This window comes from Dolichospermum lemmermannii CS-548, assembly GCF_028330815.1.
In the GTDB taxonomy this organism is placed as follows: Bacteria; Cyanobacteriota; Cyanobacteriia; order Cyanobacteriales; family Nostocaceae; genus Dolichospermum; species Dolichospermum lemmermannii.
Map to the genome: position 1 here is coordinate 1 of NZ_JAQMTJ010000177.1, position 14,117 is coordinate 14,117.

The 14,117-nt window shown below is 38.0% G+C and carries 12 protein-coding genes and 1 pseudogene; 9 read left to right on the top strand and 4 right to left on the bottom strand.

The features are described 5' to 3' along the window. Nucleotides 1-117 precede the first annotated feature (117 nt). The 3 genes and pseudogenes from PN450_RS11660 to PN450_RS11670 form a co-directional block, all read left to right on the top strand. Nucleotides 118-237, top strand: a pseudogene (locus PN450_RS11660) (hypothetical protein); the annotation flags it as partial. Nucleotides 238-267: 30 nt separating this feature from the next. Continuing rightward, nucleotides 268-711: a bluetail domain-containing putative surface protein gene (locus PN450_RS11665; RefSeq protein WP_271836429.1), complete on the top strand. Its 444-nt coding sequence runs from the start codon at nucleotides 268-270 to the stop codon at nucleotides 709-711. A gap of 534 nt (nucleotides 712-1,245) precedes the next feature. Next, nucleotides 1,246-3,837: a lectin-like protein gene (locus PN450_RS11670; protein ID WP_271836430.1), complete on the top strand. Its 2,592-nt coding sequence runs from the start codon at nucleotides 1,246-1,248 to the stop codon at nucleotides 3,835-3,837. Between the two features lie 663 nt (nucleotides 3,838-4,500). Here PN450_RS11670 and PN450_RS11675 read toward each other — a convergent pair. Both PN450_RS11675 and PN450_RS11680 read right to left on the bottom strand, forming a co-directional pair. Next, nucleotides 4,501-6,219 carry an ABC transporter ATP-binding protein gene (locus PN450_RS11675; protein WP_271836432.1) on the bottom strand — a complete coding sequence of 573 codons (1,719 nt, stop codon included), beginning with the start codon at nucleotides 6,217-6,219 and terminating at the stop codon, nucleotides 4,501-4,503. A 104-nt stretch (nucleotides 6,220-6,323) separates the two neighbouring features. Further along, on the bottom strand, nucleotides 6,324-6,926 hold the full coding sequence (locus tag PN450_RS11680; protein ID WP_015079178.1) for a DedA family protein: 603 nt from the start codon (nucleotides 6,924-6,926) through the stop codon (nucleotides 6,324-6,326). Nucleotides 6,927-7,052: 126 nt separating this feature from the next. Between PN450_RS11680 and PN450_RS11685 the strand changes: the two genes are divergently transcribed. Further along, nucleotides 7,053-7,835 (top strand): ABC transporter permease, encoded by a 783-nt coding sequence (locus tag PN450_RS11685; protein WP_168695288.1) that lies wholly within the window; start codon nucleotides 7,053-7,055, stop codon nucleotides 7,833-7,835. A gap of 110 nt (nucleotides 7,836-7,945) precedes the next feature. Here the strand turns inward: PN450_RS11685 and PN450_RS11690 are convergent, their stop codons facing one another. Then, nucleotides 7,946-8,749, bottom strand: a complete 804-nt coding sequence (locus tag PN450_RS11690; protein WP_271836433.1) for a Uma2 family endonuclease — start codon at nucleotides 8,747-8,749, stop codon at nucleotides 7,946-7,948. A gap of 187 nt (nucleotides 8,750-8,936) precedes the next feature. On the opposite strand from PN450_RS11690, the gene PN450_RS11695 reads away from it, so the two are divergent. Both PN450_RS11695 and PN450_RS11700 read left to right on the top strand, forming a co-directional pair. Next, the gene (locus PN450_RS11695; RefSeq protein ID WP_271836434.1) at nucleotides 8,937-9,314 is read left to right on the top strand and encodes a hypothetical protein; all 378 of its coding nucleotides are present in this window, start codon (nucleotides 8,937-8,939) and stop codon (nucleotides 9,312-9,314) included. 35 nt (nucleotides 9,315-9,349) lie between these two features. Beyond that, on the top strand, nucleotides 9,350-10,978 hold the full coding sequence (locus PN450_RS11700; RefSeq protein ID WP_271836435.1) for a caspase family protein: 1,629 nt from the start codon (nucleotides 9,350-9,352) through the stop codon (nucleotides 10,976-10,978). Nucleotides 10,979-11,024: 46 nt separating this feature from the next. Here PN450_RS11700 and PN450_RS11705 read toward each other — a convergent pair whose 3' ends face one another. Beyond that, nucleotides 11,025-11,663, bottom strand: coding sequence for a Uma2 family endonuclease (locus tag PN450_RS11705; RefSeq protein ID WP_271836436.1), 639 nt, complete (start codon nucleotides 11,661-11,663; stop codon nucleotides 11,025-11,027). Nucleotides 11,664-11,786: 123 nt separating this feature from the next. On the opposite strand from PN450_RS11705, the gene PN450_RS11710 reads away from it, so the two are divergent. The 3 genes from PN450_RS11710 (at nucleotide 11,787) to PN450_RS11720 (ending at nucleotide 13,849) form a co-directional block, all read left to right on the top strand. Then, nucleotides 11,787-12,512, top strand: coding sequence for a pyridoxine 5'-phosphate synthase (locus PN450_RS11710; protein ID WP_271836437.1), 726 nt, complete (start codon nucleotides 11,787-11,789; stop codon nucleotides 12,510-12,512). Between the two features lie 134 nt (nucleotides 12,513-12,646). Next, nucleotides 12,647-13,366 (top strand): nuclear transport factor 2 family protein, encoded by a 720-nt coding sequence (locus PN450_RS11715; RefSeq protein ID WP_271836438.1) that lies wholly within the window; start codon nucleotides 12,647-12,649, stop codon nucleotides 13,364-13,366. Between the two features lie 153 nt (nucleotides 13,367-13,519). Next, the gene (locus tag PN450_RS11720; protein WP_148762912.1) at nucleotides 13,520-13,849 is read left to right on the top strand and encodes an MgPME-cyclase complex family protein; all 330 of its coding nucleotides are present in this window, start codon (nucleotides 13,520-13,522) and stop codon (nucleotides 13,847-13,849) included. The last annotated feature ends 268 nt before the right edge of the window (nucleotides 13,850-14,117 follow it).

A 14,117-nucleotide genomic window follows, 5' to 3' on the forward strand; every position in this document is an offset into this window, starting at 1 on the left:
CACGATAAAATCAATATACATTTTTTTCGTAAAAACCCTTAAATAACCTATCTATAAGGTATTTGTCGAATTTACATTTCGTTACATATGTTGATTGTTTAACGCCAACTTACTTACCTGCATATCTGGAATTTAGATAGTAACTGGAATTGGGTTTCTTCTGAGGGACAATACGCATTAAATTCTGCTGATGCTTTTACCCAAGAAACTAAATTTGGCATAGATGCAAATGGTGATGGTTCTATTGGCAATCCCTCTAGTCTGACTTTGACAGGTACTAGTGCTAATGACTTCCTCGTTGGTGGTGCAAATAATGATATTCTCACTGGTGGGGGTGGTAAAGATACTCTAACTGGTGGTTTAGGTGCTGATAAGTTTGTTTACCAAAATCTTACTGATTCTCTCTTAACTAATTTTGATGTCATCACAGACTTCAACGCTACCACAGGCAATGATTTATTCCGTGTTTCTACTGAGCGAGCCGGGTTTGTGGATGTGGGAGCAGTTAATACCCTGGATGCTGCTGGTATGGGGGCAAAATTAACAGCGGCAGCCTTTGGGTCAAATTTCGCGGCTCAATTCAGTTTTGGACAAAAAACCTTTGTGGCTATTAATGATGCAACCGCAGGGTTTAATACTGCTAATGATGCCATTATTGAAGTCACAGGATTAACCGGAACATTGAATGTCAATCATTTTGTGATTGTCTAAGTGTAGTTTTTAGGATCATTTGGGCAAAACACATTGTAGAGATGTTTCATGAAATGTCTCTACATCAGCATTAAACCATCCTGTAATTGATGCGATATGTAAGGGTTTAGCAGGGGAACGTAAAACCCATAGCCTGCCTGGGAATGAATTCCCAGTCTAATTGCTGGGGATAGCCATTTTGTGCGTGAGTGCTATTTTAACTTTGTCAATGTGGTCATTATTAACGCATAGTGATCTTGACATTGCTTATCCTGGGTTAATTTATAACATCATCAGTATATATTGGATTGTCTAATTATATCTTACGTATATTCTCATCTCTATGCCGGTTAAAGATGTGGCATAGTGAATTATATTTTTAACTACGGACTATGTATTAATAAAGTTCAGTTATAAGTCACGATAAGTCAGTGCTTCTCAGTACGTAAGTCAGTATAAGGTTGGTTAGACTGGAGCTAGTGTATTTTACTAGCAGTGCTTGGAAATAGCAATCGGATAATTTCATCTACCAAATTATTAAAGGAACATCATCTAATGTTTAACTACAATGGCAGCCAATATACTTTAACCAGTTATGGAACATGGCAAGAAGCTCAGGCTCAGGCACAGAGTTTAGGCGGAAATCTTGTCACCATTAACAATCAAGCAGAGCAGGATTGGTTAGTCAGTACCTTTGGTGTTAATCAAACGCTGTGGATTGGTTTAACAGATGAGGTGACAGAAGGCACATTCAAGTGGGTGAGTGGTGAAATATCTACTTATACTAACTGGCTTCCCGGTGAACCAAATAATGGCTGGGATGGAGAAGATTATGTAGAAATGAATTTTGGTTCTCCTGGTAAGTGGAATGATTCTTCGAGTAACCAATTCCGCAGAGGCATTGTTGAAATTACAAATATTTCCCCAAGCATTACCCTAGCAGTATCACCCAATAGCGTACTAGAAGATGGTACAACCAACCTCATTTACACATTTACCCGCACAGGAGCGACAACCAACCCCTTAACTGTTAACTACGGTATTACTGGCACAGCCAACAGTGGCGACTATACAGGAGCAACACCCGGCACAGGAAAAACTATTACCTTTGCTGCGGGTGCAAATATAGCTACTTTAACTATTGACCCTATCGCAGATACAACAGTAGAAAATAATGAAACTGTGGCTTTAACTTTAGCTTCAGGAACAGGTTATACAGTCGGCACAACTACAGCCGTCACGGGAACTATTATCAATGATGACAGTACATTCAATTACAACAACAGCACATATCTCTTAACTAATCTTGGTACATGGCAACAAGCTCAGGCTCAAGCGCAGAGTGTAGGGGGAAATCTTGTCACCATTAACAGTCAAGCAGAGCAGGATTGGTTAATCAGTACCTTTGGTAGTAGTGAACAGTTGTGGATTGGTTTAACAGATCAGGTAACAGAAGGTCAATTTAAGTGGGCAAGTGGTGAAACATCTACTTACACTAACTGGTATGCCGGTCAACCAGACAATGGTGGTCCCAACGGGGAAGATTACGTGGTGTTAAATTACGGTTCTGCTGGTAAATGGAACGATTATCCCAATGATCTTTCTTCTTTCCGAGGCATCATTGAAATTACATCTCCCACTTATACCCCTATCGAATCAACTGGCAACACCAAACTAGTTAAAGATATAACAGATAAATACTTTACCCAAATAGGGACAAATACCCCAATCGCTATCAAAAACGGTGGACAACAAATCTTCCAAAATATTTACCCCGGATGGCAAACCCTAGCAGCGGAAACTGTGAATGGTGAAAACCAAGTTCTCTGGAAAAATACCGCCGGAAACTATCTGCATATTTGGCGTTTAGATAATAACTGGAATCGTGTTTCTTCTGAAGGACAATTTGCATTAAATTCTGCGGCAGCTTTCACTCAAGAAACTAATTTTGGCATAGATACCAATGGTGATGGTATTATTGGCAGTCCTTACACCACAGTTGAATCATCAGGTAACACTAAATTAGTCAAAGATACCGCCAATAAGTTCTTTGCCCAAGTGGGAGAAGGTATCCCAACTGCTATTAACAATGGTGGAGTGCAAATCTTCCAAAATATCTACGCGGGATGGCAAACCCTAGCAGCAGAAACCGTCAATGGCGTTAATCAAGTTCTTTGGAAAAACGTTTCTGGAAACTTCCTGCATATTTGGCGTTTAGATAATAACTGGAATTGGGTTTCTTCTGAAGGACAATTTGGATTCAATTCTGCTGATGCTTTCACTCAAGAAACTAATTTCGGCATAGATGCCAATGGTGATGGCGTTATTGGTAATCCTGCTGGCAATCCTTACATTCTCATTGAATCATCAGGTAACACTAAATTAGTCAAAGATACAGACAACAAATTCTTTGCTCAGGTGGGGCAAACTATCCCAACTGCTATCAAAAATAGTGGAGTACAAATCTTCCAAGATGTCTACGCAGGATGGCAAACCCTAGCAGCGGAAACCGTCAATGGCGTTAATCAAGTTCTTTGGAAAAACATTTCTGGAAACTTCCTGCATATCTGGAATTTAGATAATAACTGGAATTGGGTTTCTTCTGAGGGACAATTTGCATTAAATTCTGCTGATGCTTTGGCTAAAGAAACTGTCTTTGGTATAGATGCAAATAGTGATGGTGCTATTGGCAATCCCTCTAGTCTGACTTTGACAGGTACTAGTGGTAATGACTTCCTCGTCGGTGGTACAAATAATGATGTTCTCACTGGTGCGGGTGGTAAAGATACCTTGACTGGTGGTTTAGGCAGCGATAAATTTGTCTACCAAAATCTTACTGATTCTCTCCTAGCTAATTTTGATGTCATCACTGATTTCAACGCCACTCCAGGTAATGATTTGTTCCGTGTTTCTACGGCATTAGCTGGATTTGTGGATGTGGGAGTAGTTAATACTCTAGATGCTGCTGGTATTGGGGCAAAATTAGCAGCCTTTGGTTCAAATTACGCTGCTCAATTCAGTTTCGGGCAAAAAACCTTTGTGGCTATTAATGACGCAACCGCAGGGTTTAATGCTGCTAATGATGCCATCATTGAAGTCACAGGATTAACAGGAACATTGAATGTTAATAATTTTGTGATTGTTTAGGGGATATTCAGCAAACCATCCTGTAATTGATGCGATATGTGGGGGTTTAGCACTGCTAAACCCTTACATATATCGAAGTTAAGGTAATTCATGTTGATTTAATATCACTAAAATTAATAATATTGACAGGTTAATTATCACGTCTTTGTCAATTTGTCAATAGTAAATTTTTACTATCTCTCAAGTTAGATCATTTCTGAGCAAATTCATGGCTAAAATTGTTCAAGGAATAGCTATTAATTTTGTAAAGTTTTGTATCAGTCGGGGAAAATAATTTCTGAAACTACTGTCAATAAAGGGTTTGAGACTAACATCTTTTTAAAGATCAAAAATTGACAACAGTAACCCAATTATGAAATTCTCTTAGATTATAGCAAATCGCGGAAAGTATTGCAACCTCGTTGATAAATAGAAAAGATTCTCAATTAATTATTAAGGAAATCTAAAGGCAAATTGCTATAAGTTATAAATATCAAAAGTATTCTTAGTTTAGGATAATTTAAACTTATGATAAAGCGATGAAAACTGATCTATCTGATAAAGAACGCTGGGGATTAAACTATGAGCATATTATTGGATTATAGCGGTTGCAGTAGCGTCTTGTATCCCTTGTGAGAATTTCAGATCCCCGACTTCTCTAAGAAGTCGGGGATGTTATGGATCTTATTGTTGAGCATAATACCGGGCATATCTCCCTTCTAAAGCTAATAATTCCTCATGATTTCCCGACTCCACAATTTGCCCTTTTTCCAACACCAAAATGCGATCGCACTTCCTGACAGTTGACAATCTATGGGCAATAATTAACACCGTACGGTTTTCCATTAATCTTTCCAAAGCCTCTTGTACCAAAGCTTCTGATTCGGAATCTAAGGCAGATGTGGCTTCATCAAGGATCAAGATTTGCGGGTTGAGCAGGACTGCACGAGCGATCGCAATTCGCTGTCTTTGTCCCCCGGATAAATTCACACCTCGCTCTCCTACCCAAGTATGATAACCTTCCGGTAGTTGCTGAATAAATTGATCAGCATTAGCAATTTTTGCAGCTTCTTCTACTGCATTCATATCAAAATCATTTTGTCCAAAAGCGATATTTTGGGCAATAGTTCCCGAAAACATAATTGTTTCTTGAGGAACAATCCCAATCTGTTTTCTTAAACTATTTAAAGTCACATCTCGAATATTTACATCATCTATAAAAATGTCCCCAAATTCAGGATCATAAAATCGAGGTAATAGATTCACAAAAGTAGTTTTACCAGCCCCAGAAGCACCAACCAGAGCAATAGCTTGACCTGGCATGACTAATAAACTAATATTATTTAATACAGGTTCTCCTGATTTATAGGCAAAAGTAATATGGCAATATTCAACTTTACCATTAACAGCAGGTAGGGTAATAGCATTGGTTTTTTCTAATACCGTTGGTTGAATTGCTAATAACTCAAAAACCCGATCAACTGATGCCTCACCTTGTTTAAATTCATTATAGTTATTAGTAGTATGACCAATAGGATCAATTAACAAAGCTGCTGCTGTTAAATAACTAAAAAATTCACCGACAGTTAAATTGCGTTGAGATATTTGCCAAGTTCCTACCATTAACAAAGATAACGCACTCACAGCTTCTAAAAATCCGACAATGGGAATTTGAATCGCTTTTAATCTTTCTAATGAATATTTAGCTTTAAAACTGCGTTCTGCTTCATAACTAAACCTATCAATTTCATATTTTTCCGCAGCAAAAGCTTGAATTAAGCGAATCCCGCTAAAAACTTCCGTTAAAATAGCGGATAAATCAGAAATACGACTTTGACTTTTGAGAGAATATTTCCGTAAACGTTCCCCAAACCAACCAATTAAAATTCCCATAATTGGAGCAACAATTACCGTCGCTAAGGTAAGTTGCCAATTTAAATAAATCATGTAAATGGGAATAGCAATTAATTGCAAAACACAGGGAGTAAAATCATGAAAAAGTTTATTAATAACTTCTCCCACCCTGTCAACATCTTCCGTGAGACGGTAAGATAAATCTCCAGCTTTAGCAGTTTCAAAATAGCTGAGATTGAGTTTTTGTAAATGAGTATAAACCTGTTGCCGGAGATAAAAAGCGATTCTTAACGCTGCCTTAGCCATGTATAAATCTTGTACAGACTGAAAAAAGCCCCTGACAAGAAATATAGCAGCACTGATTCCGGCTAATTGAGCGATCGCTAATACATTACCATTCCCGAAGGGAACTGCCAACTTACCCGCGACATTAATCAGGGTTAAAGTTGCCAGTACATATCCCAAAATCCCGACAAAACCCTTAGCAATAGGTTGCCATTGGGTGCGGATATAGGGTAAAAGTTGCCAATAATTAGAACGTGTTTTCAAGTTGTCACATCCACAAAAAATATTTTCCTTTGTTTGACGCTACCAGCTTTTGGTCATATTTGGGAATAGGGATGGGTAAACTGTCATCAAAACAAAGCATTTGATCATTTATTAGCTCTATTTTCTTTAATTACATGAATAACAGATGGTAATAAAGAAACAACAACAATTAAGCCAATTATTGCTAAAAGATACTTATCTAACTGTTCCGCTGGCAAAGTTTTTCCCAGGAAAAATCCTAACAAAGTAATTCCAAATGTCCAAACAAAACCACCAATTAAGTTATAAGACATAAAAGACCGATAGTGCATAGCCCCAATACCTGCTACAATCGGCGCAAAAGTCCTCACAATTGGCATAAATCTAGCTAAGACAATTGTTTTTTTCCCATGCTTTTCATAAAAATCTTGAGTTTTCACAATATGTTTTTTACGAAATAACCAAGAATCATCCTTCTCAAATAATTTTCTGCCAAATTTATGCCCTGTAAAATACCCGACATTATCACCTAATACAGCACAAAAAAACGCACCAAAAATCAGTACCCAAATATTTAGCAAGTTTTGAGAAGCAACAAATCCAGCCGTAAATAGTAAACTATCACCAGGGAGAAAAAACCCAATCAATAAACCAGATTCAGCAAAGATAATTCCCCATACTCCAAAATAACCCAGCGATTTAATTAATTCCGGTAAATTAAAGTGCATAAAATCCGATTTGCTTAAGAAGTTGCATTCAACATTTTAACGTTCATAAATTATAAAAATACCAAATAAGATTAAGTTTAGATAAAATTATTTTATATTCAAGAGATATTGGGGTAAAGGCGAGAAATGGCAAGATATTTAAAAGTGTTGAGATTATTTTGGAATGCTGCCATTGCGGCAGAAATGGAATATCGTATTAATTTTATCATTTCTGCTTTCAGTAGCTTAGGTAATTTAGTAGGTAGTATCTTTGGTTTGTTCCTATTTTACCGCACAGGCTACACTTTTACGGGGTGGTCATGGGACGCAGCTTTAGTAGTCTTAGGAATTTTCACCCTATTACAAGGCTTTTCGTCTACCTTCCTCGCTCCCAATTTAAATCGGATTGTGCGTCATGTTCAAGAAGGGACCTTAGACTTTGTATTATTAAAACCTATTCGTAGTCAGTTTTGGTTATCTATTCATACCCTTTCCCTCTGGGGAATACCAGATTTAATCTTAGGTTTGCTCATCATTGGCTACGCTGGTAGAAAACTTAACTTAGGAATTGACAAATACTTACTGACTATTTTTCCCTTGGCTTGCGGTTTAGTCATTCTTTACAGCCTGTGGTTTATCCTCAGCGCAACAAGTATTTGGTTTGTTAAAATATACAACGTCACAGAAGTATTAAGAGGGTTTCTAGATGCTGGAAGATATCCAATTACAGCTTATCCAGCGGCTTATCGCTTCTTCTTTACCTTTATAGTTCCAGTAACTTTTTTAACAACAGTTCCAGCCCAGTCTCTGTTAGGTCAAATTCAGTTTACCTGGTGGCTAGGTGCGGGATTTTTAGCAATTGTCTTATTCTTTATTTCTACTCAGTTTTGGCGGTTTGCCCTCCGTTTTTATACCAGTGCTTCCAGTTGATTATACAGCAGGAGTGAGCAGGCAAAAATTAAGATCCCCGACTTCTGCTGTCATCATCTCCAGAAATTGTGATTTGTCCTGAGAAGTCGGGGATTTGGGAAACCTGACGATTACAAGATATCTGGATTTTCACCCAATTCTCGTAATCTGGCAGCCAACCTATCTGCTTTTGCCTTAGCCTCCTCCTCTCGTGATTTAGCTGCCTCTGCTTGAGATTTAGCTGCCTCTGCTTGCGATTTAGCTGCTTCCTCTGGTAATAAAACTAGATTACCAGCAACATCATAAAACCGCGCCCAAATTGTAGTTTCCCTTTCTACCGTTCCTTCCCAAGTTCCCAACCATAAACCTAAACGTCTACTCCATAGCCAACCATTTTCATTGGGGATTAACGGCTGGTACTTTTGATTATCATCTAAATGCCATCCTTGTAAAGAACGAGGATTAAATGGATCATAGACAAAATAATCCGAGGTACGAAAAGTCTGTTCATAAAGGTCTTTTTTAATACCTTTATCTATTGCTGCTGTAGAAGGTGACATTAATTCCACAATTACATCAGGATAGCGACCATTCTCGTCCCAAACCACCCAACCTTGTCGAGTGTTAGTACCATCAATATTGAGAACAGCAAAGAAATCGGGACCGCGAAAATCACGATTACGAACCTGGGTGCTGCTGTAATAAATAAACATATTGCCCCCAGTAAAATAATCATTGCGATCGCACCAAAGCTGCTGCAATGATCGGATAAGGACATTCATTCCAGTCCGATGTCTATATGATTCCAAGGGTTCACCATCATCAAATATTAAGTCTGTTGGTGGGTCATGGGTTTCACCATCGTCAAACACATAATAAGTGGATGAGTCATGGGCTTCCCTGTCCACAATGGCTAGATTCTTTTCGGTAGTCATGAGTGATTATCGCCTTTTTCATCAAGCCTAAACTTCTATAATAATCTGCCCAGAGCTTTCTAAAAGTCTTTGACTATAGCGGTAATTGCTTAAAAGTTATAAAAATTTCCGATTTTATCCAGTAAAATTACAGACAATCGTATATTATATAGTTAGTCAACTCCTTAAAAGACTTCACAGGTGCAAAATGAGTTCAGAATCTAATGTTAAATTCACAATTACTCTTGCCAATCCAGATTTAGATGCAGAGGAGCAGGAACGGGAAACACGGAATCTGCTGCGAGACATTAAAGACTTAGATGTGGAAAGTGCTGGATTTGTAGAAGTGACAGAAGTACCAGAAGGTTCAAAAGCTTTAGGAGGTTTTCTGTTTGGGATGTTGCAAGCTGAAGTAACGATAGGCAATGTTAAACAATTACTAGGATTTTTGGGCGATCGCTTGGGTGCTAAACCGATTGAATTAGAAGTCGAAGCCAACGGTAAAAAGCTGAAAGTTAAAGCCAGCAGTCGGGAAGAACTTGCAGCAGCCATTGAACAAGCACAAAAATTTGTAGCAGCAAACTAAGAAAAAATCGCACAGTATAAAGAAAGGATAGCAAAATGGTGAAAGTAGCCCTGCTAATTGGAGTTAGCGAGTATGAACCTGGACTGAACTCATTACCAGCCTCAGTCAAGGATGTACAAGCTATGGCTAAGGTTTTACAAAATCCTGAAACTGGTGGCTTTGCTGAAGCAGACATCCAAAAACTAGAGAATCCCGATCCGCAAACAATGCAAGAAGCAATTGAGAGATTATTTAGCGATCGCCATAAAGATGATTTAGCAATAGTATACTTCTCCGGTCATGGCATTAAAGATGAAAGCGGCAAACTTTACCTCGCTACTCGCCTCACCCGTAAAAATCCTCAAGGACAACTGATTAAATCAACATCTGTTCCTGCCAGTTTCATCCATGACATCATGGGCAATAGCCGTTGTAAGCGCCAAGTCATAATTCTCGACTGTTGCTTTAGTGGCGCATTTGCCGAAGGCTGGTCAGCCAAAGATGATGGTACTGTTGATATCCAGACTCAACTCGGTGGAGAGGGACGTGCAGTTCTTACCTCTTCCACTTCAACACAGTATTCTTTTCAGCAACCAGGAGAAAATCTTTCTACTTATACTCGCTACATCGTCGAAGGTATTGAAACAGGTGCAGCGGATTTAGATAATGATGGTGTTATTTCAGTTGATGAATTGCATGAATACGCCAAAAAGAAAGTTAAAGAAGCATCTCCCGCGATGCTACCAGAAATATATGCAGTTAAGGAAGGATTTAAAATTCTGTTGGCTAAAACACCAATTGGCGACCCCAAACTGAGATATCGTAAAGAATTTGAAACTTATGCCAGTAGAGGCGAAATTTCCGTGATTGGTCGCAAAATCTTAGACACTCTAGGTCAGAATTTGGGATTGCGGACTGAAGAAACGACTGTAATTGAATCTGATGTTTTAAACCCTTATCGAGAGTATCAACAAAAACTAAAAGAATATCAACAGGCATTAACTAACGCGCTAGAAAATGAAAAGACTTTAAGTGATAATATTCGCCATGAATTGCGACGTTATCAAGAAATTTTGGGACTAAGAGATGAAGATATAGAAAAAATTAATGCTAGTATTAATTCTCAACAAAAAGCTAGTCTCTCGCTTGATAAAAATTTAGCCATTGATGAAAGTCAAAACCTTCCACAAAGTGAAACCGTTAAAGTAACGAATACACCTTTGTCGTTGAAGATCACAGTTTTAACTATTTTCATTATAGTAACAAGTATTTATTATCAGATAGAGAAAGAGAATTTGAAGATATCAGCACCAAATATCCCATCAACAGTAAATAATAGCAATAATTTTGATTTTAGTATACTAGATAAGTATAAAATTTTCATATATTACAAAAAAAATATCACATCTTTATCTACAAATGCTGATATGATTAAACAAAAACTTAACGCATATAAATTTAAAGGCCAAATAACCACTAGGGAAAAAGACAATTCATTTTTCAAAGACAAAAATTATCCACAAGAAAATCCACCAACCTATGAAATTCGCTATGAACCAAATGAGGAAAATGCAGCTAATATTTTATATAAGTTTTTAACAAAATCTTTTCCATCAAAGAAGTTTACTAAACAACCCATTGGAGATCCATCAGAAAATTCTATGTCTATCTTTCTCGGAGAATAATTTTCAGATCCAATATAACTAGAGAATGGTGATAAAATCACTGGATTTACAAATTATCCTTAACCCAACTCCTAAAACTCCGCATAGCCTGACTTCTCCCAATAGTTAAACACTGCCGTACATACTCATTAACTAATTCAATAATGGGAATATTAGGAAAATTAGGACTAGATTGAGATTTTATATATTTCCCTTCCTTCAACAAGAAAATCTCCAAACCTTGTTGTTGATATCGCCACAGTTCAGGAACTCCCAAAATCTCATAATTATCAAATCGAGTCCGAGAAGTAATATCAATTTCAATAGCCAAATCTGGTGGTGGATCTATATTTAAATCAATGCGATTTTTGCCAATTACAGCAGCTTGATTTTGAATATAAAAACTCGTATCCGGTTCTACAGCTTGCCGCATTCGCTCATTTTTCAGTGTTGTCGAACCAAAAGGCTCAAAATCAATTTGGAGTATTTCCAACAAAATTTTGACTAAATCACCAAGAAGTTCTTTATCTTTTTCATGTTCAGGTAAAGGAACCATAATTTCTAACCAACCATCACTATAAGAAATACGCGCTGCACGCCTTTCTCCCATTTCCTCTAAAATCTTTTCCAACTTCTGCCAACTAATATCCTTGAGTAACATTTGTTGACCAGGGTTGACAATAATTTGTTGCAGTTCTAAAAGCATATCACCTCAGAGATTGTCAAATTTTTGAGAGTTACCTTTCTTTATAATACGATCACTCACCCCTAAAATTGGTATTTTCGCTAAAATCAACATCTAAGGATTGTTGAACAGGAGAAACCAGGCGTGCCTACACTCGGTGTAAATATTGACCATATCGCTACCATTCGCCAAGCACGGCGCACAGTAGAACCAGATCCCATAGCAGCGGCAATTCTCGCAGAACTAGCAGGTGCAGATGGCATTACAGCCCATTTGCGCGAAGATAGAAGACATATTCAAGATAGAGACGTGCGACTATTGCGGGAAACGGTGAGAACCCACTTAAACCTAGAAATGGCAGCAACCGCAGAAATGTTAGCCATAGCCCTAGATATCAAACCCGATTATGTTACCTTAGTACCGGAAAAGCGGGAAGAAGTAACAACAGAAGGTGGTTTAAATATTGTCGGACAAATTGCTAGAATAGGAGAGATAGTTGATAAGTTGCAAAATGCTGGCATTCCCGTAAGTTTGTTTATTGATGCCGAACCACCACAAATTGAGGCATCTGTCAAGGTAAAAGCCAAATTTATTGAACTGCATACAGGACAATATGCGGAAGCCAAAGACGAAACAACTCGCCAAAAAGAACTAGCTTTATTAGCCCAAGGCTGTGAACAAGCCATTAAAGCAGGTTTACGGGTGAATGCAGGTCATGGACTCACATACTGGAACGTTTACCCCATTGCTGCAATTCCAGGCATGGAAGAACTAAACATCGGTCATACTATCATTAGTCGGGCAGCTTTAGTAGGTATCGAAAGAGCAGTTCGAGAAATGAAAGAAGCAATGTCACTTCGTTCCAATTAAAAATTAATAAATTAAAAATTAAAAAGGGTTTCTTCTTTTTTAATTTTTAATTCTCAATTTTGAATTTCTTCCAGAGGGGTTATAGCTGCGTAATTCCAGAAAATTAGAGTCAAATTTGGAAACTTCAACCTACTATGAATTCTCAACAGTCTAACAACTTGCCCCTATGGGTACAAGATAGAGACAAGGTAATTGCAGCCAGCACTGATGCTCAATGGCGCAATCAAAAACCCCCTGACTATAGCCGTTCTGAGAAAAACCTAGCAAAAGAGAGTATCCACCATCATCTCGAAGGTACACTAGAAGCTATAGTTGAAAATCTGGTGAGAACCTTTGAAATGGAAGTGTCATGGAAAACTAACCCCGAACAGTGGTTATCTATCGTCAATGACAAATTCCGGGTAACAAGCAATGGTGGTCAAGAATACACCGCTGCCGAATTAGGTAAATCAGGTACTTATAATTTATTTATGGCTGATTCTGAACATTACAAAGCTTCAGAGGAAAGTTTTGAATCATCCCATGATATCTTTCATAGTACCTTTCCTCAAGGATTTCCCTGGGAAGTATTGGCAGTTTATTCTGGTCCTCCCAATGTTACATTTAAATGGCGACACTGGGGACATTTTCAGGGTAAGTATAAAGATTATGCACCCACAGGGAAAACAGTTGAAATTATCGGTATGAGTGTTGCTCATGTCACCGAAGATTTAAAAATTGTTTCCTTAGAACACTATTTTGATAATGCCCTATTTTTAGAAAGCCTGACAGCAGGTGGCAAACTAGAAAATAGTGAAAATAAGGGCAGTGGTTGTCCTTTTGGTTCTTGGTTTCAGGGATTGAAGAAAAGTTAATCGCTCAGGGTACAGATTCAACACTGCGCCCTAAAATTATAGCAGATCCCCGACTTCTGTTTTCATGATGTTAATAAATGATGAATTAATACTAGAAGTCGGGCATATTACCACAGTAACCTAAAATTATAGATTAGTCAGCAAGCAAAGAAAATGCAAACATACTATTACGTTTTGGCCAGTCAACACTTTCTTATGGAACAAGAACCGATAGACGAAGTTCTCAAAGAACGGACTCGTAACTATCATGAACAAGAAAAAGAAATTGATTTTTGGTTAGTTAAGCAACCCGCTTTTTTAGAAACACCAAAAATGGCAGGTATTAAAAAGAAATGTCCCCAACCTGCGGCAGCCATTATTTCCACCAATTCGCAATTTATAACTTGGCTAAAACTGCGGTTAGAGTATGTGATTACTGGAGAATTCTCCGCCCCTAGCGACACTATACCAAATCCATTAGCATCCCTTACTAGGGTTTCTTAATAGGGAACAGAGAACGGGTAACGGGGAATATACAGCACTTTCCGGTGTAATGAGGTACATATCCAGCGGGCAAGACTTGTACTGAGCTTGCGATGCCCTGAGCCTGTCGAAGGGTCGAAGTATGCCCGCACTACAAGAGTTTCATAATTCAAGTTTGTACCTCATTAGAGCGAAATCTGCTGTATAAGAATTTCACCTCTTCCCCAATTACCAATTACCAATTACCAATTACCAATTACCAATTACCAATTACCAATTACCAATTACC

Coding starts and splice junctions, on each gene's coding strand:
- PN450_RS11695 (WP_271836434.1), top strand. CDS start 8,937: ATGAGTTCAGAATCTAATGTTAAATTCACAATTACTCTTGCCAATCCA.
- PN450_RS11705 (WP_271836436.1), bottom strand. CDS start 11,663: ATGCTTTTAGAACTGCAACAAATTATTGTCAACCCTGGTCAACAAATG.
- PN450_RS11670 (WP_271836430.1), top strand. CDS start 1,246: ATGTTTAACTACAATGGCAGCCAATATACTTTAACCAGTTATGGAACA.
- PN450_RS11715 (WP_271836438.1), top strand. CDS start 12,647: ATGAATTCTCAACAGTCTAACAACTTGCCCCTATGGGTACAAGATAGA.
- PN450_RS11720 (WP_148762912.1), top strand. CDS start 13,520: ATGCAAACATACTATTACGTTTTGGCCAGTCAACACTTTCTTATGGAA.
- PN450_RS11680 (WP_015079178.1), bottom strand. CDS start 6,926: ATGCACTTTAATTTACCGGAATTAATTAAATCGCTGGGTTATTTTGGA.
- PN450_RS11690 (WP_271836433.1), bottom strand. CDS start 8,749: ATGACTACCGAAAAGAATCTAGCCATTGTGGACAGGGAAGCCCATGAC.
- PN450_RS11685 (WP_168695288.1), top strand. CDS start 7,053: ATGGCAAGATATTTAAAAGTGTTGAGATTATTTTGGAATGCTGCCATT.
- PN450_RS11700 (WP_271836435.1), top strand. CDS start 9,350: ATGGTGAAAGTAGCCCTGCTAATTGGAGTTAGCGAGTATGAACCTGGA.